The 22,485-nt window shown below is 72.8% G+C and carries 29 protein-coding genes; 19 read left to right on the top strand and 10 right to left on the bottom strand.

Annotated elements, in window-relative coordinates; all coding sequences use genetic code 11:
• Positions 1-12: 12 nt before the first annotated feature.
• Entirely contained in the window at positions 13-765 is a 753-nt protein-coding gene (locus tag AB0C78_RS10825; protein WP_360745026.1) for an alpha/beta hydrolase, read from the bottom strand.
• A 186-nt stretch (positions 766-951) separates the two neighbouring features.
• Positions 952-2,118, bottom strand: a complete 1,167-nt coding sequence (gene hsaA, locus AB0C78_RS10820; protein WP_151540075.1) for a 3-hydroxy-9,10-secoandrosta-1,3,5(10)-triene-9,17-dione monooxygenase oxygenase subunit — start codon at positions 2,116-2,118, stop codon at positions 952-954.
• A gap of 154 nt (positions 2,119-2,272) precedes the next feature.
• On the opposite strand from hsaA, the gene AB0C78_RS10815 reads away from it, so the two are divergent.
• From AB0C78_RS10815 to AB0C78_RS10800, 4 genes are read left to right on the top strand one after another with little or no spacing between them, the layout of a single operon-like run.
• The gene (locus AB0C78_RS10815; protein WP_360745022.1) at positions 2,273-3,433 is read left to right on the top strand and encodes a Rieske 2Fe-2S domain-containing protein; all 1,161 of its coding nucleotides are present in this window, start codon (positions 2,273-2,275) and stop codon (positions 3,431-3,433) included.
• Positions 3,430-3,672, top strand: coding sequence for a ferredoxin (locus AB0C78_RS10810; RefSeq protein ID WP_360745019.1), 243 nt, complete (start codon positions 3,430-3,432; stop codon positions 3,670-3,672). The genes AB0C78_RS10815 and AB0C78_RS10810 overlap by 4 nt, the downstream gene beginning before the upstream one ends.
• Positions 3,665-4,465 (top strand): glucose 1-dehydrogenase, encoded by an 801-nt coding sequence (locus AB0C78_RS10805; protein ID WP_360745016.1) that lies wholly within the window; start codon positions 3,665-3,667, stop codon positions 4,463-4,465. Before AB0C78_RS10810 ends, AB0C78_RS10805 begins: the two co-directional genes overlap by 8 nt.
• Positions 4,462-5,250 (top strand): SDR family NAD(P)-dependent oxidoreductase, encoded by a 789-nt coding sequence (locus AB0C78_RS10800; protein ID WP_360745013.1) that lies wholly within the window; start codon positions 4,462-4,464, stop codon positions 5,248-5,250. Before AB0C78_RS10805 ends, AB0C78_RS10800 begins: the two co-directional genes overlap by 4 nt.
• A gap of 140 nt (positions 5,251-5,390) precedes the next feature.
• Here the strand turns inward: AB0C78_RS10800 and AB0C78_RS10795 are convergent, their stop codons facing one another.
• On the bottom strand, positions 5,391-5,825 hold the full coding sequence (locus AB0C78_RS10795) for a MarR family transcriptional regulator (RefSeq protein WP_360745010.1): 435 nt from the start codon (positions 5,823-5,825) through the stop codon (positions 5,391-5,393).
• 52 nt (positions 5,826-5,877) lie between these two features.
• Here AB0C78_RS10795 and AB0C78_RS10790 point away from each other — a divergent pair, with 52 nt between their 5' ends.
• From AB0C78_RS10790 to AB0C78_RS10780, 3 genes are all read left to right on the top strand, one after another.
• Positions 5,878-6,714: an alpha/beta hydrolase gene (locus AB0C78_RS10790; RefSeq protein WP_360745007.1), complete on the top strand. Its 837-nt coding sequence runs from the start codon at positions 5,878-5,880 to the stop codon at positions 6,712-6,714.
• Between the two features lie 68 nt (positions 6,715-6,782).
• On the top strand, positions 6,783-7,301 hold the full coding sequence (locus AB0C78_RS10785) for a sigma-70 family RNA polymerase sigma factor (protein WP_360745004.1): 519 nt from the start codon (positions 6,783-6,785) through the stop codon (positions 7,299-7,301).
• Positions 7,298-8,185 (top strand): hypothetical protein, encoded by an 888-nt coding sequence (locus AB0C78_RS10780; protein ID WP_360745001.1) that lies wholly within the window; start codon positions 7,298-7,300, stop codon positions 8,183-8,185. Before AB0C78_RS10785 ends, AB0C78_RS10780 begins: the two co-directional genes overlap by 4 nt.
• Before the next feature lie 346 nt (positions 8,186-8,531).
• Here the strand turns inward: AB0C78_RS10780 and AB0C78_RS10775 are convergent, their stop codons facing one another.
• Positions 8,532-8,978 carry an ATP-binding protein gene (locus tag AB0C78_RS10775; RefSeq protein ID WP_360744998.1) on the bottom strand — a complete coding sequence of 149 codons (447 nt, stop codon included), beginning with the start codon at positions 8,976-8,978 and terminating at the stop codon, positions 8,532-8,534.
• A gap of 113 nt (positions 8,979-9,091) precedes the next feature.
• Between AB0C78_RS10775 and AB0C78_RS10770 the strand changes: the two genes are divergently transcribed.
• Genes AB0C78_RS10770 through AB0C78_RS10745 form a run of 6 tightly spaced genes read left to right on the top strand, consistent with a single transcriptional unit; the run spans position 9,092 to position 11,594 of the window.
• On the top strand, positions 9,092-9,901 hold the full coding sequence (locus tag AB0C78_RS10770; RefSeq protein WP_360744995.1) for a helix-turn-helix transcriptional regulator: 810 nt from the start codon (positions 9,092-9,094) through the stop codon (positions 9,899-9,901).
• A complete protein-coding gene (locus tag AB0C78_RS10765; RefSeq protein WP_360744992.1) occupies positions 9,898-10,086 on the top strand; it encodes a DUF397 domain-containing protein in 189 nt (62 codons plus the stop codon). The genes AB0C78_RS10770 and AB0C78_RS10765 overlap by 4 nt, the downstream gene beginning before the upstream one ends.
• 12 nt (positions 10,087-10,098) lie before the next feature.
• Complete coding sequence (locus AB0C78_RS10760; protein WP_360744989.1) at positions 10,099-10,287, top strand: DUF397 domain-containing protein; 189 nt, start codon at positions 10,099-10,101, stop codon at positions 10,285-10,287.
• A complete protein-coding gene (locus tag AB0C78_RS10755) occupies positions 10,287-10,472 on the top strand; it encodes a DUF397 domain-containing protein (protein WP_360744986.1) in 186 nt (61 codons plus the stop codon). The genes AB0C78_RS10760 and AB0C78_RS10755 overlap by 1 nt, the downstream gene beginning before the upstream one ends.
• A 10-nt stretch (positions 10,473-10,482) precedes the next feature.
• Complete coding sequence (locus tag AB0C78_RS10750; protein ID WP_360744983.1) at positions 10,483-11,004, top strand: GNAT family protein; 522 nt, start codon at positions 10,483-10,485, stop codon at positions 11,002-11,004.
• 56 nt (positions 11,005-11,060) lie between these two features.
• The gene (locus tag AB0C78_RS10745) at positions 11,061-11,594 is read left to right on the top strand and encodes a DUF488 domain-containing protein (RefSeq protein WP_360744980.1); all 534 of its coding nucleotides are present in this window, start codon (positions 11,061-11,063) and stop codon (positions 11,592-11,594) included.
• Between the two features lie 11 nt (positions 11,595-11,605).
• Here AB0C78_RS10745 and AB0C78_RS10740 read toward each other — a convergent pair whose 3' ends face one another.
• The 3 genes from AB0C78_RS10740 to AB0C78_RS10730 form a co-directional block, all read right to left on the bottom strand.
• Positions 11,606-12,013: a nitroreductase family deazaflavin-dependent oxidoreductase gene (locus tag AB0C78_RS10740; protein WP_360744977.1), complete on the bottom strand. Its 408-nt coding sequence runs from the start codon at positions 12,011-12,013 to the stop codon at positions 11,606-11,608.
• Positions 12,014-12,110: 97 nt separating this feature from the next.
• Positions 12,111-13,319 (bottom strand): MFS transporter, encoded by a 1,209-nt coding sequence (locus AB0C78_RS10735; RefSeq protein ID WP_360744974.1) that lies wholly within the window; start codon positions 13,317-13,319, stop codon positions 12,111-12,113.
• A gap of 149 nt (positions 13,320-13,468) precedes the next feature.
• Positions 13,469-14,791 carry a hypothetical protein gene (locus AB0C78_RS10730; RefSeq protein WP_360744971.1) on the bottom strand — a complete coding sequence of 441 codons (1,323 nt, stop codon included), beginning with the start codon at positions 14,789-14,791 and terminating at the stop codon, positions 13,469-13,471.
• A 140-nt stretch (positions 14,792-14,931) separates the two neighbouring features.
• Here AB0C78_RS10730 and AB0C78_RS10725 point away from each other — a divergent pair, with 140 nt between their 5' ends.
• Positions 14,932-15,867: an NADP-dependent oxidoreductase gene (locus AB0C78_RS10725; protein WP_360744968.1), complete on the top strand. Its 936-nt coding sequence runs from the start codon at positions 14,932-14,934 to the stop codon at positions 15,865-15,867.
• Positions 15,857-16,291 (top strand): VOC family protein, encoded by a 435-nt coding sequence (locus tag AB0C78_RS10720; RefSeq protein ID WP_360744965.1) that lies wholly within the window; start codon positions 15,857-15,859, stop codon positions 16,289-16,291. The genes AB0C78_RS10725 and AB0C78_RS10720 overlap by 11 nt, the downstream gene beginning before the upstream one ends.
• Here the strand turns inward: AB0C78_RS10720 and AB0C78_RS10715 are convergent.
• Both AB0C78_RS10715 and AB0C78_RS10710 read right to left on the bottom strand, forming a co-directional pair.
• Entirely contained in the window at positions 16,288-16,653 is a 366-nt protein-coding gene (locus AB0C78_RS10715; protein ID WP_360744962.1) for a hypothetical protein, read from the bottom strand. The genes AB0C78_RS10720 and AB0C78_RS10715 overlap by 4 nt on opposite strands.
• An 84-nt stretch (positions 16,654-16,737) precedes the next feature.
• Positions 16,738-17,613 (bottom strand): LysR substrate-binding domain-containing protein, encoded by an 876-nt coding sequence (locus AB0C78_RS10710; protein WP_360744959.1) that lies wholly within the window; start codon positions 17,611-17,613, stop codon positions 16,738-16,740.
• 104 nt (positions 17,614-17,717) lie between these two features.
• Here AB0C78_RS10710 and AB0C78_RS10705 point away from each other — a divergent pair, with 104 nt between their 5' ends.
• The 4 genes from AB0C78_RS10705 to AB0C78_RS10690 all read left to right on the top strand — a co-directional run bounded on the left by AB0C78_RS10705 (position 17,718) and on the right by AB0C78_RS10690 (position 20,880).
• On the top strand, positions 17,718-18,635 hold the full coding sequence (locus tag AB0C78_RS10705; protein WP_360744956.1) for an MBL fold metallo-hydrolase: 918 nt from the start codon (positions 17,718-17,720) through the stop codon (positions 18,633-18,635).
• A 24-nt stretch (positions 18,636-18,659) separates the two neighbouring features.
• The gene (locus AB0C78_RS10700; RefSeq protein ID WP_360744953.1) at positions 18,660-19,103 is read left to right on the top strand and encodes a MarR family winged helix-turn-helix transcriptional regulator; all 444 of its coding nucleotides are present in this window, start codon (positions 18,660-18,662) and stop codon (positions 19,101-19,103) included.
• 86 nt (positions 19,104-19,189) lie between these two features.
• Positions 19,190-20,047 carry a helix-turn-helix transcriptional regulator gene (locus AB0C78_RS10695; RefSeq protein ID WP_360744950.1) on the top strand — a complete coding sequence of 286 codons (858 nt, stop codon included), beginning with the start codon at positions 19,190-19,192 and terminating at the stop codon, positions 20,045-20,047.
• A complete protein-coding gene (locus tag AB0C78_RS10690) occupies positions 20,044-20,880 on the top strand; it encodes an oxidoreductase (protein WP_360744947.1) in 837 nt (278 codons plus the stop codon). Before AB0C78_RS10695 ends, AB0C78_RS10690 begins: the two co-directional genes overlap by 4 nt.
• Here AB0C78_RS10690 and AB0C78_RS10685 read toward each other — a convergent pair.
• The gene (locus tag AB0C78_RS10685; protein WP_360744944.1) at positions 20,852-22,462 is read right to left on the bottom strand and encodes an AMP-binding protein; all 1,611 of its coding nucleotides are present in this window, start codon (positions 22,460-22,462) and stop codon (positions 20,852-20,854) included. The genes AB0C78_RS10690 and AB0C78_RS10685 overlap by 29 nt on opposite strands.
• Positions 22,463-22,485: the final 23 nt, after the last annotated feature.

Here is a 22,485-nt window from a genome sequence, read left to right as displayed (position 1 = left end):
GCAATTCAGCGGCTAGGCGGCGTGGGGGAAGTGGCGGGCGAAGAAGAGGACGGCGTTGTCCACCTCGAACCTGGGGAGTTCCTTGTGCGCGCCGGCATTGGCGTGCAGGGTCTTCTCCTTCGAGGCGAAGGCGTCGAAGAGCGCGAGACCGGATTCACGCGGGATGTGCTCGTCGTCCCACTGGAGGTCGAACTCGATCGGAACGGTGATCCGCCGCGCCGCGTCGGCCAGCGCGTCGGGCCAGTGCAGCCCGAAGACGGCGGCGGAGATCCGGGGTTCGGACGCCACGAACGGGACGCCGATCGCGGTGCCCATGTTCAGGCCGAAGAAGCCGACCGGCCCGCCGGGGCCGATCTCCGGCAGTTCCTGGAGGGCGTCGAGGGTCGCGCGGTATTCCGGGACGGCCTGTTCCGCCAGGTGGGCGTTGTACCGGACGACGATCGGCCCTTCCGGTTCGCCCGCCGCCCTCGCCCGGAACAGCTCGGCGATCTCCCGCTCGTCGTGGGGCGTGCGGGGACGGTCGCCGTGCCCGGGCGCGTCGATGACGGCGACGTGGAAGCCGCAGCCGGTGACGAGGCGGTGCGCGCGGCCCGCCATCGCGGGCGACTTCTTGTGGTTGCCGCCGCCGTGGGCCATCAGGATCAGGGGCGCGCGGCCGGTGCCGGACGCGGGGGACCAGAGGACGCCGGGAACACCGTCCACGGTGAAGTCGCGTTCGCGGACGCCGTTCGACGACGTCTCGGCGGTGAAGTGCAAGGAATGCATGGTGTTGCCTTTCGGGAGTGCCTTTTCGGGCGCTCCCGGCGACACCTGTGTCAGCCGTAAGACCGTGACGAAAGGGGGAGCACCCACCTCGATCCAGCGTTCATGGGTCTCACCTCCTCGCGTTCCTTCACGATCCCGTGCAAGCTACCAGCCCGGCCCCATCCCGCCCAAGCCCTTTTCCCGGCGTCAGACGAGGTTGTCCTCCACCGCGAGGCCGAACTCGCCGCGGCCGTACATCGACAGCGCGTGCTCCACGTCGTTCGCCACGTGCACGCTGCCCGCGTGCGCGTCCCGCCAGGCCCGCTCGATCACGTTGCCGCGGTGCAGCGAGTTGCCGCCCGCCGTCTTGAACAGGATGTCGATCGCCTCGATGGCCCGCTCGGTGCCGCGCACCTGGTCGCGGCGCGCGCGCAGCCGCAGCTCCATCGGGATCTTCTCGTTGCGGACCGCGTACGCGTAGATCTCCCGGACGTTCCGGTCGGTCTGCAGGATCGCCGCGTCGATCTCCGACGCCGCCCGCGCCACCGCGACCTGCGCGAACTGGTCCTCGACGAACCGGCCGCCGCCGAGGCTGAGCCGGATCCGGTCGCGCATCCGCTGCACGTACAGGTCGTGGCAGCCCGCCGCCATCCCGATCACGCTGGCCGCGACGGTGGTGGTGAAGATCGTGCCGAACGGCAGCCGGTACAGCGGCCCGGTGTTGACCTTGCGGCCCGCGGTGCGCAGCTGCGCCTGGTCGAAGTTGCGCATCGCGCGGTGCGCGGGCACGAACGCCCGCTCCACCACGATGTCGTCGCTGGCGGTGCCGCGCAGGCCCATCGAGTCCCACACCTGGCGGATCTCGTAGTCCGCCTTCGGGATCAGCACGGTCATGAAGTCGACCGGGCGGCCCTCCGCGCCGACGACGAGGCCGCCGAGCAGCGCCCAGTCCGCGAACTCGCAGCCGGACGAGAACGCCCACCGCCCCGACACCTCGAACCCGCCGTCCACGGGGGTGAGCCGGCCGATCGGCGCGTACGACGAGGCGACCAGCACGTCCGGGCCCGGCTCCCACACCTCCTGCTGCGCCTCGTCCGGGAAAAGGCCGAGATGCCAGGAGTGGACGCCGAGGACGGCGGTGACCCAGCCGGTGGAGCCGCAGGCGCCGGAGACCGCCCGGACCACCTCGTAGAAGGCGACGGGGTCGTCCTCGGCGCCGCCGTACCGGGACGGCTGCAGCATCCGGAACACCCCGGCGGCGGTGAGCTCCTTCATCGTCTCGGCCGGGATGCGGCCCTTCTCGTCCACGGACCGGGCCCGCTCGGCGATGCCCGGCAGCAGCTCCCGCACGGCTTCCAGGACCTCGTTGCTCATGCCCGCTCCTCGCTCCCGCCTTTTCCGTTCCGGCCCTCGCAGGACACCATGTCACCGTGCCGCCGCGGGGACGCGCGTCCCGGCCACTGAGACTTCCGGGACCGGACCGCGGCGCTCGACCTACCGTTCGAATCACCCGTCCATCGCTGAAGGGATGATCCACGTGACAGCAACCGAGCCGGACGCCGTCCGCAAGATCGAGGCGGAGGCCATCTCCTCCCGTTTCGCCCGGGGATGGCACTGCCTCGGGCTGGCCGAGAAGTACAAGGACGGCAAGCCCCACACGGTGAACGCGTTCGGGCAGAAGCTCGTGGTCTTCACCGGTGAGGACGGCAAGACCAACGTCCTGGACGGCTACTGCCGGCACATGGGCGGCGACCTGTCGGACGGCACCGTGAAGGGCAACGAGATCGCGTGCCCGTTCCACGACTGGCGCTGGGGCGGCGACGGGCGCTGCAAGAAGATCCCGTACGCGCGGCGCGTTCCGCTGCGCGCGCGCACGGCGGCGTGGCCGACGATGGAGAAGAACCAGCTGCTGTTCGTCTGGAACGACCCGGAGGGCAAGCAGCCGCCGGAGGACGTGACGATCCCGCTGATCGAGGGCGCCACCCGCGACGACTGGACGGACTGGCGCTGGACGGAGCAGGTCGTCCACACCAACTGCCGCGAGATCATCGACAACGTCGTCGACATGGCGCACTTCTTCTACATCCACAACTCGTTCCCGACGTACTTCAAGAACATCTTCGAGGGCACCGTCGCGACGCAGATCATGAAGGGCAAGAGCCGGCCGGACGCGCGCCGCGAGAGCAGCGGCAGCGGCGGGCCGCGGATGCTCGGCAACAGCTCCGTCGCGTCCTACCACGGCCCGTCCTTCATGATCGACGAGCTGACGTACCACTACGAGGGCTACGACCTGAACTCGGTGCTGATCAACTGCCACTACCCGATCGACGAGCACTCGTTCTCGCTGCACTCGGGGATCATCGTCCAGCACAGCGACAAGCTGCCGCCGGAGGTCGCCGAGGCCACCGCGGAGAAGCTGTCGACGTTCATCCTCACCGGGTTCGAGCAGGACGTCGCGATCTGGAAGCGCAAGGCCCGCATCGACAACCCGCTGCTGTGCGAGGAGGACGGCCCGGTCTACCAGCTGCGCCGCTGGTACCAGCAGTTCTACGTGGACGTCGCCGACGTGCAGCCGGAGATGACCGACCGGTTCGAGTTCGAGATCGACACGACGCGGCCGGTCGAGTCGTGGGAGAAGGAGGTCGAGGAGAACCTCGCGCGCCGGGCCGCCGAAGGGGCCTCGGCGTGACGGTCCGCCAGGACGAGCGGCTGGTGGACGGGCCGCTGCTGCCCGTCCGCTGCCGCCGGTGCGCCGCGGAGGTGCTGGTCCGCAAGTCGAGCTGGGAGCAGACGAGCATCCAGTGGACGGCCGAGGCCCGCGCCGCCTGCCCGGAGCTCGCCGCGGACCCGTTCGAGACGTGCCCGGCGCTGCGCTCGGCGATCCAGGAGGCCGCGCTGACCGGGTCGATCACGGTGATCGATGAGTGACGCGCTGGCCGGCCGGTCCGCGATCGTGACGGGCGCGGGCGACGGCATCGGGCGCGGTATCGCGCGCCGGTTCGCCGCCGAGGGCGCCCGCGTCCTGGTCGCCGAGCTGAACGTGGACGCGGGCGAGCGGGTCGCGCGGGAGCTGGCCGAGGAGTTCGGGGCGGACGCCCGGTTCGTCCCGACCGACGTCACCGACCGCGCGCAGGTCGAGGCGATGGTCGCGTTCTGCGCCGACCTGTGGGGCGGCGTGGACGTCCTGGTCAACAACGCCTGGGGCGCCGGGACCGTCAGCCGCGTCGAGACCAAGACCGACGAGCAGCTCGCCCGCGGCTTCGCGATGGGCTACTACGGCCCGTTCTGGGCGATGCGCGCCGCGTTCCCGCACATGAAGCGGCAGGGCTGGGGCCGCGTCATCAACATGTGCTCGCTGAACGGCGTCAACGCGCACATGGGCACCCTGGAGTACAACTCGGCGAAGGAGGCGCTGCGCACGCTGACCCGCACGGCCGCCCGCGAGTGGGCGCCGACGGGCGTCGTCGTGAACGCGATCTGCCCGGGCGCGAAGAGCGCCGCGTTCCGCCGGATGGCGGCCGAGCATCCCGAGATCGAGGCCGCCGCCGACGCCGCCAACCCCATGGGCCGCCTCGGGGACCCCGAGACCGACATCGCGCCGGTCGCGGTGTTCCTGGCCTCCGACGGCGCCCGCTACCTGACCGGAAACACCCTGTTCGTGGACGGCGGCTCGCACGTCAACGGCGTCGCCTGGACCCCGGACCTGGACGGAGAACAATGATCGACCGCTATGGCCCGTGGGCCGTCATCGCCGGCGGCTCCGAGGGCGTCGGCTCCGCCTTCGCCCACCGGCTGGCCGACGCGGGGCTGAACCTCGTGCTGATCGCCCGCAAGCCCGGGCCGCTGGAGCGCACCGCCGAGGAGGTCCGCGCGAAGGGCGTGGAGGTCCGCACCCTGGAGCTCGACCTCGTCGCCCCCGACCCGCTGAAGCGGATCCGCGAGGTCACCGACGGCCTGGACGTCGGGCTCCTGATCTTCAACGCGGGCGCCAACAGCTACGGCCACGAGTTCGTGTCCGGCGACCTGGAGCGCTTCCAGGGCGTCATCGACCTGAACATCACCGCGCAGCTCGCGCTCACGCAGCACTTCGGCGCGCTGATGAAGGAGCGCGGGCGCGGCGGGATCCTGCTGGTCGGCTCGCTCGCCGGCTACATGGGGCAGCCGCAGATCAGCATCTACGCCGCGGTGAAGGCGTTCGGCCGCGTGTTCGCCGAGGGGCTGTGGCTGGAGATGCGCGAGCACGGCGTGGACGTGCTGGAGCTCGTCCTCGGCGTCACCCGCACCCCCGCGATGGAACGCGCCGGCCTCAACATGGACATCCCGGGCCTGAACGTCGCCGAGCCCGACGACATCGCCCGCGAGGGCCTGGAGCACCTGTCCGACGGGCCGGTCTGGGTCGCGGGCGGCAACTACAAGGCCGCCCAGAAGCGCGCCGGCTTCCCCCGCGACGCCCTCGTCGCGGGCGCGCACGAAGCCATGAAGCGCATGCTCCCGAAGCCGTCCTGACCCCGTTCACCCGAGCCGGCCGCTGCCGTCGCCCCGTCCACCGCGGCCGCTGCCGTCGCCCCGTTCACCGGGTCGGCCGCTGTCGCCTTGCTCATCGGGGTCGGCCGCCGTCGCCCTGTTCGCCGGGGTCGCGGCCGCCGTCATGCCGGGCCGTCGACGTGTGACGCGTAGAGCCGCCTCAGCAGCAGGTTCAACTGGGCGCGCTCGGCCTGGTCGAGCGCGCGCAGGAACCCGTCCTGCTCCTCGGCCGCCGCGTCGGCGACCGCCGTGACGAGCGCTTTCCCCCGCTCGGTGAGCGCGACGGTGCGGCGGCGCCTGTCCGCCTCGTCCGGGCGCCGCTCCACGAGCCCGCGCCCGGCGAGCGCGTCGAGCACGGCGACGATGTTGCGCGCGTCCACGGCGACGAGCCCGGCGAGGCGCCGCTGCCCCTGCGGGCCGTGCTCGGCGAGCGTCACCAGCACCGCGTACTGGCCCTGCGTCAGGTCGTGGGCGGCGAGGAACGCCGTCCACGACCGCGCGGTCAGCGAGCCCAGCCGGGCCAGGAGGAAGCCCGTCCCCCGCTCGTACGCGTTCACGTCCCCATCCTAGCTATTAGACATGCATCATGTGCTTTGATAGACATGGTTCATGTCAATCCGTCACGCGCGCGTCCCGGTCGGCGGCCACTCCCTACACGTCGCCGAGTCCGGCGACCCGGCCGGGCGGCCGTTCCTGTTCCTGCACGGCTGGCCCGAGTCGTGGCGGACGTGGACGGGCGTCATGGAGGCCGCGCCGCCCGGCGCCCGGCTGCTCGCCATCGACCTTCCCGGGATCGGCGAATCCAGCGGGCCCGCCACCGGCGGGTCGAAGGCCGCGCTCGCCGCGATCGTCCACAGCCTTGTGGAACACCTCGAACTGGCCGACCTCACCCTCGTCGGCCACGACGCCGGCGGCATGGTCGCCTACGCCTACCTCCGCCGACACGACGCCGCCCGCGTCGTCATCATGAACACCGTGATCCCTGGCGTGCCCCCGTGGGACGACGTCCTGCGCAACCCCTACATCTGGCATTTCGGCCTGCACGCCGTCCCGTCGCTGCCGGAGACCCTCGTCCGGGGCCACGAGCGCGAGTACTTCGACTACTTCTACGACGTGCTCTCCGTCGACCCGTCACGGCTCACCCCGGAGTCGCGGGACGCCCACGCCGCCGCGTACGGCGGCACCGCGCTCACCGCCGGCTTCGACCTGTACCGCGCGTTCGCCCAGGACGTGAAGGACAACACCGCCGCCACCGGCCCCGCCTCCACGCCGCTCCTCTACCTGCGCGGCGACGGCGAGGGCGGCGACATCGACGCCTACGCGCGCGGCTTCCGCGAAGGCGGCGTCCGCGACCTGACCACCGCCACCATCGAGGACGCCGGGCACTTCGCCCAGGAGGAGCAGCCCGCGCGGGTCTGGTCCCGGATCTCGTCCTTCGCCGGGTGAAAGATCCGGGGATCCCATGACATGTGCAGGTGACCGCCGAGGAGGCCACATGCGGAGGATCCCCGTCCATGGATAAAGAGGAGTTCGCGGCCGTCTACGCCACGACCTACCGGGCGCTGCTCGGCTACGCGCTGCGGCGCTGCGACACCCCCGAGGACGCCGCCGACGTCGTCGCCGAGACCTTCGCGATCGCCTGGCGGCGCGCCGCCGACGTCCCGTCCGGCGACGGGGCCCGGCTGTGGCTGTACGGGGTGGCGCGCCGCGTCCTCGCCAACCACCGGCGCGGCCTGCGACGCCACGCCGACAAGACGGCGGCGCTGCGCGCCGAGCTCACCGCGCCCGTCCACGACGACTCCCCCGTGACCGAGGTGTTCCGCGCCCTCCCCGACCGCGACCGCGAACTCCTCACCCTCGTCGCGTGGGAGGGACTGTCCGTCCCCGAGATCGCCGCGGTGCTCGGCTGCTCCCGCAACGCCGTGAGCATCCGCCTCCACCGGGCCCGCAAACGCTTCGCGCGCGCGCTGCGCGCCGCCGGAGTCGACCAACCGGGGCCGGGCAGGCCCGTCCTGAGGAGCGAGCTGGCATGACGAACCCGGTCGACGAACTCGTGGCGTCCCTGAACCCCGTCCGCGACGACGACATCACCACGTCCGACGAGACGGCCCGCGCCCTCCTGACCGCCATCACCACGGAAACGCCCCCGGCCCCGGCCCCGCGCCGCCGCTCCCGCCTCCACCTCCGCTTCGCCGCCCTGGCAGTGGCGACCGTCGCCGCCGCCGCGGCGTTCATCGTGTTCCCGGGCCGCGACTCGGGCCCGCTCCGCAGCTACGCGAACGCCGCCGTGCAGATCGACGTCACGGGCAAGGACGAGTACGCGGTCGAGGTCAAGGACGCCTACGCCGACCAGCGCGAGTTCCGCGAAGCGTTCGCGAAGTTCGGGCTGGACGTCCGGCTGAGCATCGTGCCGGTGTCCCCGGGCGAGGAGCGCCGGCTCATCCGCGTCGGCCCCCTGCACGCACCCACGGGAGACGAACCCGCGGGCGGCGTCACCGGCACGTCCGACACCGACCTGAAATGCCCGCCCGACCAGGGCGCCTGCCCTCTGCGGGTCACGCTCGGCGGCGCGATGTTCCACCTGGAGGGCGCCGACGTCGTCCTCGGCCGCAGGGCCCGGCCCGGCGAGCTCTACCAGGACGCCACCCCGGAGCCCGGCGACCGCCCGAAGAGCCTGCGCCTCACCGGCCGCACCGTCGACCAGGCCCTCGTGGACCTCGACCGCCGCGGCCTGACCTGGGCGTTCAGCCTCGGCGAGTTCAAGCCGGACGGCTCGGGCAGCAGCTGGAACGCGCCCGCGAACTGGCGTCCCGCCGGCGACCGGCGGATCACCGGCGCCTGGATGCGCAGTTCCGCCTCCGTCGGCCTCCTCGTCACCCCGGAACCGGGCGACCCGGCCCCCGACCCGAACAACTGACGCGCGCTTCACCACGTCGCCGGGAACATGCGGTGTCTGAGCAGGCGACCAACCCGCTCAGACGCCGCATTGACGTCCCCGCACGGGAACAGGAAGCGACTTCGTCCTCGCCGCACCTCGCAGTAGGCCCACCCATAACCACGCACAGCGCGCGCGCCGACAACAACGCCCACGTCCTCGGCGACGCCACTCGCATAAACCCACAACAACGGCTCTGGAAAAGGGAAGCGGTCGTCGCGATAGAACTTCACACAACGCCACCCGTCCATCCGCACCGCGACGGACAAGTGGTCCAGATACCGGACGGCGGTTTCGCGCCTCCGCCTCAGCGGGATACCGCCGGCCATCAGAAGGCGACCTCCGCCCAGACCCACTTGCCGGGCCGCGTCCGCTCCACCCCGCACCGGCTCGCCAGCGCCTGGACGATCGGGAGCCCCCACCCGCCCGTCCCGTCGTCGTGCCCCGCATCCAGCGCACACGCGTCGGGGACGATGTCGTCCAGCGTCATCTCCACGACCGGCCTGGCGACCGGCATCGCGTCCGAGGCGTCCCACACCATCAGCCGCACGACCCTCCCCTCCCGCACGAACTTGACCCGGATCTCCCGGTCCGGCGTGCTTTGTATCGCATTTGCGACCAGTTCCCCGGCGATCAGATGAACGTCCCCGGCCAACGCCCGAAGTCCCCATTCGGCGAGCCGGAACTCGATCAGCGCCCGCACCATTCCCGGCACCGTGGCCGCCGCCAGGCACACCACATCCAGTTCGCCCGAATTAGCGGCTTTAATCCCCATGACCTCCCCCTTCCTTCCCACGTTTTCCAGGACAAGAATGGGAGCGTCCGGCTACGTTGTCACCATTGCCCGAGAGGTTGGCAACTACCGCTCCCCCCGGAAGGCGGTCGATCATGGTCAGGCAGTCCCCCGACCCGGACGTGTCGCTCTACGCCCTCATCGCCTACTACCTGCGCTTCCTGCGCCTGAAGCACAACATGACGCAGGACGAGGTCGGAAAGATCATCGGCTGCACGAAGAGCCAAGTTTCCAAGTACGAGGGCGGCACCCGCCAAATCGACGAACGCGAGGCCGACATCCTGGACCAACTATGGGACACAGGCGGCATCCTCACGATCCTCCTGCGCTACGCCAAACTGGGCGTAGACCCCAACTGGTCCGAAAAGCTCCGCCGCTACCAGCGCAACGCGTCCGTCCTCCGCATCTACTACAACAACGTCATACCGATGCCCTTCCAGACCGAGGGCTACGCCAGATCGCTCCTCACCGCAGGGCACGACGCCCAACTGGTCGATGACGTCGAACGCGCTGTCGCGAAGCGCATGGAGCATCAGGAAGCGATGCTCGCCGACGATCCGGCGATCTGGGCGGTCTTGGACGAGGTCGCCCTCCGCCCGATGGCAGAGGCGGCGGTCATGGAAGAGCAACGCGATCTGTTGCTCAAGCTCAGCCTGCTTCGCCACGTCTCGATACGGGTGATCCCCGAGAAGGCTCTTCCCTACATCGGAGTGGACGGCGGGTTCAGCTGCTTCGAGCTTCCTCGCGGTCTCAGAGTGGCTTTCGCAGGGACAAGCCTTAACGTCGGCCGAGTCATAGAGGATCAAGTAGAGGCGGCCCGCGTGGCTGTACGCTTCGAAAAGATCGCAGCCCAAGCCTGGAGCGAAGTTCAGTCTCGCGAGTGGATATCAAGGATGCGCACATGATGACCTGGCGAAAGGCCAGCTACAGCGGAGCCGGCGGCACAGAGGAGTGTGTGGAAGTCGCGCGCCTCAGCGAAACCATCGCCGTCCGGGACAGCAAGAATCCCGAAGCGGAACACCTCGAACTCCCTCACCACGCCTTCGCCGCCCTCCTCGACCACCTGAAGAGCTACCGACCGACCACCTGACGAGGCGCTGCCATGACGACCTGGCGAAAGAGCAGCCATAGTGGCCAGGGGGGCACGGAGGAGTGCGTCGAGCTAGCCGCTTTCTCCACTGCCATTGGCATCCGTGACAGCAAGACTCCGGAGGCCGGCTACCTCGAAGTCCCTCGACCGGCCTTCGCCGCCCTTCTCGGCCACCTGAAGCGCCGCCAGACGACCGACTGATGGAGGCCATCATGACGACCTGGCGCAAGTCCAGCCGTAGCGACGAGACCGGGGGCCAGTGCGTCGAGGTGGCTGGCCTTTCTCGCGTCGTCTGTGTCCGCGACAGCAGGGATCCTGGGGGTGGGCATCTTCGGCTCTCCCGGTCGGCGTTTGCCTCGTTGGTGGGGCGGCTCAAGCGCGGTTAGGGTCCGTTTCATGGACCTTGATGGCCTGGTGCTGCGCCCGTTCTGTGAGGACGACCTGCCGTTCCTGCGGGGCTTCGTCACCGATCCCGAGATCGCCGGGGAGTTCGGCTGGCACGGCTATGGCGATCCCTTTCGCTGGGAGCGCCGTTGGCCGCAGGACGGCCTGCTCAGCGACGACAGAAGCATGATGCTGGTCGCGAACGGCGACGCCCGGCTCGGGTTCGTCGCCTGGAGCAAGGTCGTCGCCAGCCGTGTCACCCACTACTACAGTTTCGGGATCGGCCTGCACCCCGACGCCCGTGGGAAGGGCGTCGGAACCGAGGCGCAGCGGCAGCTCATCCGCTATCTGTTCGATTACTCGCAGGTCCACCGCCTGGAGGCGGACACCGAGGCCGAGAACATCGCCGAGCAGCGCGTCCTCGAGAAGCTGGGCCTCACGCGTGAGGGCGTCATCCGTGCCGCCGTGTTCCGTGACGGCGCCTGGCGCGACGGCGTCCGCTACTCCATCCTCCGCACCGACCCCCGCCCCTGAGACGCGCAGCTGTGCGGCGAAGACGGCCGCACGGTCTGGCTGGGAATGCTGGAGGTGTGGACGACACGGAGCCGTTGCTGACGTTCGGGCATGGGACGGCGGGGCGGGAGGAGCTCGTGCCGCTGCTTCGGGATGCCGGGGTCCGGGACGTGGTGGACGTGCGGACGGCGCCCGGCAGCCGCCGCAACCCCGACGTGCAGCGGGACGCGTTGCGCGAGTGGCTGCCCGAAGCGGGGATCGGCTACCGGTGGGAGAAGCGGCTCGGCGGCTTCCGCAAGGCCGCGCCCGACTCGCCCGACACGTTCTGGCGCAACGATTCGTTCCGCGGCTATGCCGGGTACACCCGCGACCCCGAGTTCGTGGCCGCGATGGACGCGCTGCTGCCGGAGGCCGATCGGGAGCGGACGGCGGTGATGTGCAGCGAGTCGGTGTGGTGGCGCTGCCATCGGCGGCTCATCGCCGACTTCGCCGTCCTCGCGCGCGGCCATCCGGTGCAGCATCTGGCGCACGACGGCCGTCTCACCGAGCACCCGCCCACGTCGGGCGCCCGCCTGCGCCCCGACGGCCTCCTCGTCTACGACGGCGAGTAGTGCGCGGCCGGTCAGGCCTCGGGTTCCACGAGGAAGACCGGGTGGGGACCACCGGCGGCGAAGGCGTCGCGGACGAACGGGACGATCCGGAACTTGTGCCGGTAGGCGCGCAGGACGCGCGGTGTGCGGTCGTCGTCGATCTCGGTGAGGCGCACGGGACGGAGCCGCCGCCCGCGCCCGAGCCCCACCCGCCCGTCGGCGCGCGCGTTGCGGACCCATTGGGTTTCGCCGAACGGGGAGACGAGCCACTGACGGCCTTCGAATTTCAGCAGGGCGACCGGCGCGGTGCGGGGCAGGCCGCTGCGCCGGCCGCGGGTGCGCAGCAGGACCAGCGGGCCCATCGGGACGCCCCAGCCGAGCAGGCGGAGCGGGCCGCGGCTCATCCGTGCCAGCTTCGGCGGGAGTTCAACGGAGGCCATGACGACTCCTTCGGTGGCGGGAGGCATCCTCCCGTCCCACATAAGCGGGGAATCAATCTCCACTTGAGCGTGGCACGCATTCCCTCGCCCGGCAACCCTAACCGGGGAATTTTTCCCCACTTTTCTCGTCATGGCCGGTCACGCGGCAGAGCAGGGCCATGGCGGCGGCGGTCGCACCGCCGAGCAGCATGACCGTCCGGACGGAAGCGTGGTCCAGGACGACGCCTCCGGCCAGGGCGCCGCTCGACAGGGTCGCCTGGAACGACGCCGTGAACAGGACCGACGCGGCCTCCGGGCTCTCGGGTGCCGCCCGGGCGAAGCACGCCTGCGAGCAGACCGGGACGGCGCCGTAGCCGATCCCCCAGACGACGAGCAGCAGGAGGGCGCCCGGTTCCGCACATCCGAGGAACGGCAACGCCAGGACGGCGACGGCGATCAGCGCTCCGGCGGCGCCGAACGCGGCCCGGGGCCGGCGCGCGGCGGCCGTCCCCGCGAGGAAGGTGCCCGCGACCCCGGCGGCGCCGTACGCGAGCAGGAAGAGCGTGATCCGCGCCGGCGGCACCTCGGTGACCTCCTCCAGGAACGGCGTCACATAGGTGTAGGCGCCGAAGTGCGCGAGGACGATGAGGAAGGTCAGCAGCAGGACTGACCGGGTGCCCGCGCCGCGCAGCAGGCCGCGGAGGACGCCGAGGCGCGCGGCCCGTTCCGCGGGCAGCGGGGGCAGCAGCAGGACGAGCGCGACCAGCACTCCCGCCGACAGCGCGCCCGGCATGAGGAACCCGGCCCGCCACCCGGCGAGGTCGCCGATCAGCGTTCCCAGCGGCACGCCGGCGACCGATCCCAGCGGGACGGCCGAGAACACGACCGCGGTGGCCCTGCCCGCCGACCGGGCGGGGACGAGCCGGGCGGCCGGCCCGGCGCCGATCGACCAGAAGCCGCCGATGACGATCCCGACGAGGACCCGGGAGAGCAGCACCGCCCAGTACGCCGGTGCGGCGGCGGCTATGGCGTTCGCGGCCGCCAGCAGGAACATGAAGGCGCAGAGCATCCGCCGGCGGTCGACGCCTGCGGTCGCGACGGTGATGGTGGGGGCGGCGGCCGCCGCGACGTAGCCGGGCATCACCATCGTCAGCCCGGCCATGCCGTCGGACACGGCGAAGTCCGCCCCGATCGGGGTGAGCAGGCCGATCGGCAGGATCTCGGTGGTGACGACGGCGAAGACGCCCGCCGTCACGGCGAGCACCGCCGGCCATCCGGACGTGGGAGGGGCGATCCGGCCGGGGGCCGGTGGGAGGGCCGTGCGCATCGGAGCCGTCCTGGGTCGGGGACGCGGGGACGCGTCACAGCCAACAGGCGGCGCCGGAGCAGGGCTGGCGGGTTACCGACGCCGACATGGGTGACGTCGTTTTCCTGCTCCCGGGCAGGGCGCGCTCTCCGCCCCTTCGTCGTGCGCGGTCAGTCGGCGGACGTGTCCTGGACGCCCCGCTGGGTGGCCTGATGGACGCGGACGGCGAGCACGGCGCGGGCGAACCGGGCGGCGAGCTCGCTGTCGAGGACGTCCGGGACCTGCTCGACGCCGATGAGCCCGCCGGGCTTGGCGATGATCGCGCCGGTCTCGCCGACGCGGACGCCCTGGTCCTCGCCGATCTCCTCGACGGCCGGGAGGTCGAGGGCCGCGCGCAGGGTGTCCTGCAGCGAGCGGACGGTGGCGGCGTCCCGGTCGGCGCGCTCGGCGGCGATCTCGGCGCGCTGCTCGGCCCGCTCGATGCGGGCGTCGGCGCCCTCGGCGCGGGCGGCGGTCTCGTCGGCGAGCTTCTCGGCGCGGTCGGCGCGCGCGGCCTGCTCGTCGGCGCGGGCCGTGGCGGACTCGCGCTCGGCGGTGAGCCGGGCGGCCTCGGCCTGCGCGGCGGTCAGCTCCTCGCGCAGCCGCCGCTCGGTCTCGGCGGCGGCGTCGAGCCGGGAGCGGGCCTCGTCGAGCTCGGCGCGGGCCTCCTTCAGCTCGGCGTGCGCGGTGGCGAGGGCGGTCTGTTCGCCGGCGAGGCGGCCGGCGAGGGCGTCGCGCTCGTTCTCGGCGTCGGTGCGGGCCTGGTGCTCGGTCCGCCAGGCGGCCTCGGCGTGCTTGCGGAGCCCGTCGGCCTGCGCGGCCTCGTTGGCGGCGGTGGCGCGGGCCTGCTGGGCGGCGCCGGCCTCCTTCCAGGCGCCGGCCTCGCTCTCCTGCGCGGCGGCGACGCTGGCCTTCGCGGCGGCCATGCCCTTCCGCAGCTCCTCGAGCGCGGCTGCGGCCTCCTCGCGGGCGGCCTCGGCGCGCGCCTCGGCCTCGCGGGTGCGGGCGTCGGCCTCGGCGGCGGCGGCGCGCTCGGCGCGCGCCTCGGCGAGCGCCTCCTCGGCGCCGTCGATCGCGCCGCGCACCTCGCCGTCGAGCCGTTCGCCGAGCGCGGCGGCGGCCTTGACGAGCTCGACGACCATGTCGCCGAGCCGTTCGACGTCGTCGCCGAAGGTCCGCAGGGCGACGGTCCCGGAGGCGTCGCGCTGCTCGGCCTCGCGCGCGTGCGCGGCGCGGTGCGCGTCGCTGCAGAACCGGGACGCGCCGGGCGGCAGCGGGCCCGCGCAGTGCTGGCAGATCCCGGGCTCGGGCCCGCCGGCGGCCGCTTCGCCGGCCGGCTCCGGGGCCGGGTCGTCGCCGCCCGCCGGGTCGTCGGGCAGCGGCCGCAGCGGCGCGGTCGCCAGGTCGAGGGCCTCGGTGGCGGCGGCCGGAGGGCCGTCTTGATCGTCGCGCACGGCAGCATCCTAGTGAGATATGACAAATCCGCACGTGACCGAGCGAATCGGGCATCACCTTTCCGGCCGGGGCGGCGGGGTTGACCTCAACATTGGTCGAGGTCCTAGCGTGCTGCGTGATCGACTCTGAGGGAGGAATCATGCGGGTCGCGGGGTTCGGCGCGCCGGGCGGGCCGGACGTGCTGAGGACGATGGAGATCGCGACGCCGGAGGCGGGGCCCGGCGAGGTCCGGGTCCGCGTCCGCGCGGCGGGGGTGCAGCCGTTCGACCTGGCCGTCCGGGAGGGGTGGACGCCGCCGGGGACGCCGGAGGGGTTCCCGCGCGTGCCGGGCAACGAGTTCGCGGGCACGGTCGACCAGGTCGGCGACGGGGTCGCGGGGTTCCGGCCGGGCGACGAGGTGATGGGCAACTGCCGGCTCAACGCCTACGCGGAGTACGTCGTCGTCCCGGCCGCGGCGGTGACCGCGAAGCCCGCGGGCATGCCGTGGGACGTGGCGGGCGGCTTCCCCGCGGCGGTGATGACGCCGCACATCGCGCTGGAGGAGATGGGCGTCGGCAGCGGTGACACCCTGCTCGTCCACGCGGCGGCGGGCGGGGTCGGCGCGATCGCCGTGCAGCTCGCGCGGATCGCCGGCGCGACCGTCGTCGGCACGGCGAGCGAGGCCAACCACGACTACCTGCGCTCGCTGGGCGCGATCCCGGTCGCCTACGGCGACGGCCTGGAGGAGCGCGTCCGGGACGCGGCGCCCGGCGGGGTCGACGCGGCGCTGGACGGAGCGGGCGGCGAGGCGCTGGAGGTGTCGCTGAAGCTCGTCCGGGACCGGAACCGGATCATCACGCTGGTCGAGCACGCGCGGGCCGCCGAACTCGGCGTCCGCGTCACCCCGGACAAGCGGTCGTCGGCGCGCGTCGCCGAGGCCGCGCGGTTCTACGCCGAGGGACGGCTGAGCCTGCACGTCCGCGCGACGTTCCCCCTCGACCGGGCGGCGGACGCGCACCGCGAGGTCGCGACCGGCCACGGCCGGGGCAAGGTCGTCCTCATGGTGCCGGACGAGGGGCGGGACGATGTGGCCTGAGCACCTGGACGTCGGGGCGGTGCGGTTCGCGCGGCCGACGGCGCGGTTCGAGGAGACCCTCGTCTTCTACCGGGACGTGCTGGGCCTGCCGGTGCTGGCCGAATGGCGGGATCACGCGGGCTACGACGGCGCGGTGTTCGGGCTGCCGGGGACGCCCGTGCACATGGAGATCACCCAGAGCGGCGCGCCGCCCCGGATCCCGGAGCCGCACCCGGAGAACCAGCTCGTCCTCTACCTGCGGGGTCCCGAGGCGCGGGACGCGGCGGCGGCCCGCCTGACCGGGCACGGGCACCGGCCGGTCGCGCCGGAGAACCCGTACTGGTCGGACCACGGGGCGGTGGTGTTCCAGGACCCGGACGGGTGGCAGATCGTCCTCGCGCCGTGGGTGTTCGGCGCGGAACCACCGCCGGACGGGCCGCGCTAATGGGTGGCGTACCAGGGCGCCGACAGCAGATGGACCACGGCTAGGACGCTCGCGCCGGCCACCATGCCGGGGACGCGGCGCAGGACGCCGAGCGCCGCGTCCCCGGCCTGGATCACCCCCGCGACGACGAGGAGCGGCACGATGGCGGCCGTGTCGGCGACGAGCAGCACCGCGACGACGGCGATGCTCAGCGGTATCGCGCGGATGGCGTAGACGCGGGCGTAGAAGTCGACGCCGGAGGTGACGGTCTCCCCCGAGGCCAGCATCAGGCCAGGTCGGGCGGCGCCCAGCACACTGGCCGCGCCCGCCGCAAGGGCGGCGGCGGCGTTGGCCGCGATCAGCATCGTCTCGACCGCACTCATCTTTCACACTCCAAATGATTCAGACTCTGAATGATTGAGGATGAGTATCGTCCGCGCCGTGGGCGGCGTCAAGGGCCCGCCGGGCTACGGCTTCGCGGCCTCGGCACGGAAGAGAGCGGCGGCGATCTGGACGAACGAGCGGATGAGCGGGCCGGGACCGTCCCCCGCCCACGCGACGACCAGCCGGCTCGGCGGCATGTCGGTCACCGGGACGGAGACGAGGCCTTCCGGCAGCGCGTCGGCGAGCGGGCCCAGCCCGATCGTCCCGCTCCACAGGACGGCCTGGAGGCACTCGTTGACGGTCCGCACCACGGGGCCGTCCACCGGCGAGCCCGCCGCAGGACCCGTCCAGTAGGCGGACCAGATCGGATCGGTCCCGTCCGGGAACCGGAACCACCGGCGGCCGGCGAGGTCGTCCAGCCGCAGGGCGCCGCGTCCCGCGAGCGGATCGTCCGCGCGCAGCACCACCCCGACGGGATCGGCGCGCAGCTCGTGGACGGTGATGCCCGCGTCGTCGAAGGGCGTCCGGGTGAGCGCGACGTCGACGAGCCCGGCCCGCAGCCCGGTGGTCGGGTCGGCGAGGTCGGCCTCGCGGACGCGGACGTCGACGCCGGGATGGCGGCGGCGGAACGCGGCGGCGAGCCGGGTGCCCGCCTGCTGCGCGCTGTCGGCGAGCGTGCCGACCGTCAAGGTGGCGGCGCCGGTCGCGGCGGTGACGCGGGCGCGCAGGTGGTCGGCCTGCTCCAGCAGCAGGCGCGCCTCGTCGTAGAGGACCGTCCCGGCGGCGGTCAGCGCGACCCCGGCGGGCGACCGGTCGAGCAGGACGGCGCCGAGGTCGGTCTCCAGCCGCCTGATGGCCCGGCTCAGCGGCGGCTGCGTCATGTGCAGCCGCGCGGCGGCGCGTCCGAAGTGGCGTTCCTCGGCGACGGCCACGAAGTAGCGCAGCGAGCGTAGGTCCATCACCGGCGACGATACCCGGACGGTATCGGGCGGACGGAACCGGTGTTGGACGCCCGCGCCGCCCCGGCGATGCACTGGAACCCCCTGACGAAGGAGTTGTCGCCATGTCTGAATCGCTGGAGCACGCGGGCCCCGACCCGATCGTGGACGTCACCGGAGCGCGGGAGGTCGCCGACGACCTCGTGGTGATCCCGAACCGCGGCGTGCAGCTGGTGCCGAACGTCGGCGTGATCGGCGGCGCGCATTCCGTGCTGGTCGTCGAGACGGGCATGGGCCCGCGGAACGCCGAGGCGGTGCTGAAGTTCGCCGACGAGTACGCCAAGGGCCGCAGGCTGTACCTGACCACGACGCATTTCCATCCCGAGCACGCGTTCGGCGCGCAGACGTTCGCCGGAGAGGCGACGTACCTGGTCAACGGCGCGCAGGCCGAGGACCTCGCCGCCAAGGGCGACGGCTATCTCCACATGTTCCGGGGACTCGGCGCATCGGTGGCCCGGCAGCTCGAAGGCGTCGAGCTGCGCGCGCCCGACGTCGTCTACGACGAGACCCATGACCTCGATCTCGGCGGACGGGTCGTGCGGCTGCGCGCGACGGGCCGCGCGCACAGCCGGGGCGACCAGGTGGTGACGGTCCCGGACGCGGGCGTGATGTTCACCGGCGACCTCGCCGAGACCGGGCAGTTCGCGATCTTCCCGTGGTTCCCGCCGCACGACACCGACGTCTCCGGGACGCGCTGGATCGCGGTGATGCGGCGGCTGGCGGCGGAGGCGCCGCGCGTGGTGGTGCCGGGGCACGGGGACGTCGGCGGCCCGGGGCTGCTCGCGGACGTTCGCGCCTACCTGGAGCTGCTGCGCGACGAGACCTGGGCCCGCCGGGACTCGGCCGCGAGCGAGGAGACGATCGTGGAGGAGGTCCGGGCGCTGATGATCGAGCGGCACCCCGAGTGGGCGGGACGGGAGTGGATCGAGAGGGGCGTCGGCTGCCTCTGCGCCGAACACCCCGACGGTTCACGCGCAGAATGATTCAAGCCGAGTAACATCGCCGCCATGAGCGATGCCAGCGGCCTGCCCGCGACGGTGGCGTTCCGGCTCGGGACGCTCGGCGCGATCTACGGCGACCGGCTCGCCGCGAAGATCGCCGCCCACGACCTGAAGCTCAAGCACGCCGGGCTGATGACGGCGCTGGAGGCGGGCGTCGCCGCGTCCCAGCAGGACCTCGCCGCGCGGATGGGCGTCGCGCCGAGCCTGGTCGTCGCGCTGGCCGACCACCTGGTGAGGCTCGGCGCGATCGAGCGGCGCCGCGACCCGGCCGACCGGCGGCGCCAGGTCCTCACGCTGACCGGCCACGGCCGCGAGCTGTTGCGCCGGTGCGCGGAGGCGGCGCGGGAGGTCGACGAGGAGATCGCCGCGCCCCTCGGCGCGGACCAGCGCGCCGCCCTGCAGGAAGCGCTCGGCGCGATCGCCGAGCGCGCGGGCCTGCCGACGGCGTGAGGAAGGGCCCTCGCCGCGTGAGGGTGGGTGCGGCGGAGCCACCTTGACGGCACCGGAGCCGCCCGGCCGCGCCTAGCCTCGAAGGCATGGACAGGGAGAACGCGCTCGGCGAGTTCCTGCGGGCACGGCGCGGGCTCGTCCCGCCGGAGGACGCGGGGATCGAGCCCGGGCCGCGCCGGCGGGTCGCCGGCCTGCGGCGCGAGGAGGTCGCGCGGCTGGCCGGGGTCAGCGCCGACTACTACGTGCGGCTGGAGCAGGGCCGCGAGCGGAACCCGTCGGCGCAGGTCGTCGACGCGCTGGCGCGCGCGCTGAACCTCGAAGAGGACGCGGTCGCGCACCTGCACAAGCTCGCGGGCCCCCGGACCAGGGGACGCCGCGCGCCGCGCAGGGAACGGGTCAGCCCGAACCTGATGCAGATGCTGCACGCCTGGCCGAACACCCCGGCGGTCGTGCTCGGCCGCACGCTCACCGTCCTCGCCCACAACCCGCTCGGCAAGGCCCTGTTCGACGGCCACGCCTACAGCGGCGACCTCGTCCGGCTGGTGTTCCTCGACCCGGACGCGCGCGACTTCTACCCCGACTGGGACCGCGTCGCGGTCAACACCGTCGCCGGGCTGCGGGCGTCCGCCGGGCTCGACCCGGACGACCCGACGCTGGTCGAGACGGTCGGCGAGCTGTCGGTGAAGAGCGCCGGGTTCCGCCGGCTGTGGGCCCGCCACGACATCCGCCAGAAGACGCACGAGACGAAACGCTTCCGGCATCCGCTCGTCGGCGAGCTGACGCTGACCTACGAGTCGCTGACCGTGAACAGCGCCCCGGGCCAGCAGCTGGTCGTCTACCAGGCCGCCCCGGGCAGCGCGTCCGAGGAGGCGCTCGCCCTGCTCGGCAGCCTCACCGCGGGCGACGCCATGGAAGCCACCCATTCGAAGGAAAGACAGAAATGACCGTCTGGTTCATCACCGGCTGCTCGACCGGGCTCGGACGGGCCCTCGCCGAGGCCGTCCTGGAGCGCGGCGACAGCGCCGCCGTCACCGCCCGCGACCCGCGCGCCGTGGCCGACATCGTCGAGAAGCACGGGGACCGCGCGCTCGCGCTCCCGCTCGACGTCACCGACAAGGAGCAGATCGCCGCCGCGGTCAAGCGCGCCGAGGACACCTTCGGACGCATCGACGTGCTGGTCAACAACGCCGGTTACGGCTACCTCGCCGCCGTGGAGGAGGGCGAGGACGCCGAGGTCCGCGCGCTGTTCGACACGAACGTCTTCGGGCTCGCGGACGTCACCAAGGCCGTCCTGCCCGGGATGCGGGCGCGCCGCTCCGGCAACATCGTCAACGTCTCGTCGCTCGGCGGCCTCGCCGCGTTCGGCGCGACCGGCTACTACCACGCGACGAAGTTCGCGGTCGAAGGGCTCTCGGAGTCCCTCGCCGCCGAGGTCGGGCCGCTCGGCATCCACGTCACGATCGTCGAACCCGGAGCCTTCCGGACGAACTGGTCGGGGCCGTCGATGCGGCAGTCGCCCGTCTCGATCGACGACTACGCCGCCACCGCCGGGGCCCGCCGGACGTCCACCCTCGCGACCTACGGCAGCCAGCCGGGCGACCCGGCGCGCGCCGCGCAGGCGATCATCACCGCCGTCGAGGCGGACGAGCCGCCGCTGCGGCTGCTCCTCGGCGAGGTCGCGTTCGACGTCGCCACCGCGCGGCTCGACCGGCTCCGCACCGAGTTCGCCGGCTGGCGCGACGTCACCCTCAGCGCGGACTATCCGGCGTCCGCCTGACGTAGCCGCCGTCGCGGCGCTCGTAGACGGGGTCGCCGGTGTTCCATGCCTCGTCCCGCAGCGGGCGCTTGATCACCTTGTTCGTCGGGGTGCGCGGGAGCTCGGCGACGATCCGGACGTAGCGCGGCGCCCACTTCGTCCCGAGGTCGGGCTGGGCGGCCAGGAACGCGGCGAAGGCAGCGGGGTCGAACGCGCATCCCGGCGCCATCGCGACCGCCGCCATCACCTGGTCGCCCACGTGCTCGTCCGGCACCGCGTAGACCGCGACGTCGGCGAACGCGTCGAACCGCGCGAGCAGCCGCTCGACGGGCGCGGCGGCGAAGTTCTCGCCGTCCACCCGCAGCCAGTCGCTGTCGCGGCCGGCGAAGTACCAGTAGCCGTCGGCGTCGCGGTAGGCGAGGTCGCCCGACCACGTCCAGCCGTTGCGGACGCGCTTCGCCGTCGCCTCGGGGTTGTTGTAGTAGCCCTCGAACTTGGCGGCGCCCTTCATGTCGACGATCTCGCCGATCGCCTCGTCGGCGTTCAGCAGCTCGCCGTGCGGGCCGAACTTCGCGGGCGGGCATTCGCGCAGCGTGTCCGGGTCCATCACCACGGTGCCCGCCTCCGCGACGCCCAGCGAGCCGGGCGGCGTCCCGGGCACGCGGGTGAGCCGGATCTCGCCCTCGCTCGACCCGTACGAGTCGATGACGGTGCAGCCGAAGCGGCGCGCGAACTCCTCGATGTCGCGCTGCGCCGCCTCGTTGCCGAACGCGATCCGCAGCGGGTTGTCGGCGTCGTCCGGCTTCTCGGGGACGGCGAGGATGTAGTTCAGCGGCTTGCCGACGTAGTTGAAGAACGTGACGCCGTAGCGGCGGACGTCCGGCAGGAACCCCGACGCGGAGAACCTGCGGCGCAGCGCCACGCACCCGCCGGTCGCGACCGCCGGGGCGATCCCGGCCATCAGCGCGTTGGAGTGGAACATCGGCATCACGACGTAGAAGACGTCGTCGCGGGTGAGTTTCCGCCGGTCGCGCTGCTGCACCGCGATCCGGCCGAGCCGCCCCTGCGTGCAGACGACCGCCTTCGGCGCGGACGTCGTCCCGGATGTGAACACCAGCGAGAAGATCGTCTCCGGGGCGACGGGCTCGACCGCGCCGGGCCGGGCGGCGGCGAGCGCCTCACCGTAGCCGCCGGAGTCCACGGTCAGCACCGGGACGTCCGGGACGAGCCCGTCGACCAGCGGCGCCCTGGACGTCTCGGTGACCAGCAGCGCGCAGTCGGTGTGCGTGATGTCGCGGGCCAGCTCGGCGCCGCGCCGCGTCGGGTTCAGCTCCACCACCGGAATGCCCGCGAGGGCCATGCCGAGCAGCCAGAACAGGTGCTCGGGGCCGTTCTCCAGGAACAGCCCGGCATGCCAGGGCCCGGGCGTCCGCGCGTCGAGGGCGAGCCCGGCGCGCAGCCGCGCCTCCGCGACGACCTCGCGCCACGTCCACGAGCGGTCCTCGAACCACAGGCCGGTCCGGTCGTCGTCCGCGCGCGCGGCGACCAGCTCCGCGAACGTGACCTCCTCGGGCGGCCGGTCGTCCCCCAGCACCTCTGCCATCGATCCCTCCCAGCACCCAACCT

The sequence above is a fragment of the Actinomadura sp. NPDC048394 genome, assembly GCF_040651755.1.
In the GTDB taxonomy this organism is placed as follows: domain Bacteria; phylum Actinomycetota; class Actinomycetes; order Streptosporangiales; family Streptosporangiaceae; genus Spirillospora; species Spirillospora montaniterrae.
The sequence above is the reverse complement of the archived record's forward strand: the minus strand, read 5'-3'. Positions and strand labels throughout refer to the sequence as shown.

What these genes read in the sequence shown, in the direction of transcription:
- AB0C78_RS10825 (WP_360745026.1), bottom strand. Translation starts at nt 765, where the DNA reads ATGCATTCCTTGCACTTCACCGCCGAGACGTCGTCGAACGGCGTCCGC.
- hsaA (WP_151540075.1), bottom strand. Translation starts at nt 2,118, where the DNA reads ATGAGCAACGAGGTCCTGGAAGCCGTGCGGGAGCTGCTGCCGGGCATC.
- AB0C78_RS10815 (WP_360745022.1), top strand. Translation starts at nt 2,273, where the DNA reads ATGATCCACGTGACAGCAACCGAGCCGGACGCCGTCCGCAAGATCGAG.
- AB0C78_RS10805 (WP_360745016.1), top strand. Translation starts at nt 3,665, where the DNA reads ATGAGTGACGCGCTGGCCGGCCGGTCCGCGATCGTGACGGGCGCGGGC.
- AB0C78_RS10800 (WP_360745013.1), top strand. Translation starts at nt 4,462, where the DNA reads ATGATCGACCGCTATGGCCCGTGGGCCGTCATCGCCGGCGGCTCCGAG.
- AB0C78_RS10790 (WP_360745007.1), top strand. Translation starts at nt 5,878, where the DNA reads ATGTCAATCCGTCACGCGCGCGTCCCGGTCGGCGGCCACTCCCTACAC.
- AB0C78_RS10785 (WP_360745004.1), top strand. Translation starts at nt 6,783, where the DNA reads ATGGATAAAGAGGAGTTCGCGGCCGTCTACGCCACGACCTACCGGGCG.
- AB0C78_RS10780 (WP_360745001.1), top strand. Translation starts at nt 7,298, where the DNA reads ATGACGAACCCGGTCGACGAACTCGTGGCGTCCCTGAACCCCGTCCGC.
- AB0C78_RS10775 (WP_360744998.1), bottom strand. Translation starts at nt 8,978, where the DNA reads ATGGGGATTAAAGCCGCTAATTCGGGCGAACTGGATGTGGTGTGCCTG.
- AB0C78_RS10770 (WP_360744995.1), top strand. Translation starts at nt 9,092, where the DNA reads ATGGTCAGGCAGTCCCCCGACCCGGACGTGTCGCTCTACGCCCTCATC.
- AB0C78_RS10765 (WP_360744992.1), top strand. Translation starts at nt 9,898, where the DNA reads ATGATGACCTGGCGAAAGGCCAGCTACAGCGGAGCCGGCGGCACAGAG.
- AB0C78_RS10760 (WP_360744989.1), top strand. Translation starts at nt 10,099, where the DNA reads ATGACGACCTGGCGAAAGAGCAGCCATAGTGGCCAGGGGGGCACGGAG.
- AB0C78_RS10755 (WP_360744986.1), top strand. Translation starts at nt 10,287, where the DNA reads ATGGAGGCCATCATGACGACCTGGCGCAAGTCCAGCCGTAGCGACGAG.
- AB0C78_RS10750 (WP_360744983.1), top strand. Translation starts at nt 10,483, where the DNA reads ATGGACCTTGATGGCCTGGTGCTGCGCCCGTTCTGTGAGGACGACCTG.
- AB0C78_RS10740 (WP_360744977.1), bottom strand. Translation starts at nt 12,013, where the DNA reads ATGGCCTCCGTTGAACTCCCGCCGAAGCTGGCACGGATGAGCCGCGGC.
- AB0C78_RS10735 (WP_360744974.1), bottom strand. Translation starts at nt 13,319, where the DNA reads ATGCGCACGGCCCTCCCACCGGCCCCCGGCCGGATCGCCCCTCCCACG.
- AB0C78_RS10725 (WP_360744968.1), top strand. Translation starts at nt 14,932, where the DNA reads ATGCGGGTCGCGGGGTTCGGCGCGCCGGGCGGGCCGGACGTGCTGAGG.
- AB0C78_RS10720 (WP_360744965.1), top strand. Translation starts at nt 15,857, where the DNA reads ATGTGGCCTGAGCACCTGGACGTCGGGGCGGTGCGGTTCGCGCGGCCG.
- AB0C78_RS10715 (WP_360744962.1), bottom strand. Translation starts at nt 16,653, where the DNA reads ATGAGTGCGGTCGAGACGATGCTGATCGCGGCCAACGCCGCCGCCGCC.
- AB0C78_RS10710 (WP_360744959.1), bottom strand. Translation starts at nt 17,613, where the DNA reads ATGGACCTACGCTCGCTGCGCTACTTCGTGGCCGTCGCCGAGGAACGC.
- AB0C78_RS10705 (WP_360744956.1), top strand. Translation starts at nt 17,718, where the DNA reads ATGTCTGAATCGCTGGAGCACGCGGGCCCCGACCCGATCGTGGACGTC.
- AB0C78_RS10700 (WP_360744953.1), top strand. Translation starts at nt 18,660, where the DNA reads ATGAGCGATGCCAGCGGCCTGCCCGCGACGGTGGCGTTCCGGCTCGGG.
- AB0C78_RS10695 (WP_360744950.1), top strand. Translation starts at nt 19,190, where the DNA reads ATGGACAGGGAGAACGCGCTCGGCGAGTTCCTGCGGGCACGGCGCGGG.
- AB0C78_RS10690 (WP_360744947.1), top strand. Translation starts at nt 20,044, where the DNA reads ATGACCGTCTGGTTCATCACCGGCTGCTCGACCGGGCTCGGACGGGCC.
- AB0C78_RS10685 (WP_360744944.1), bottom strand. Translation starts at nt 22,462, where the DNA reads ATGGCAGAGGTGCTGGGGGACGACCGGCCGCCCGAGGAGGTCACGTTC.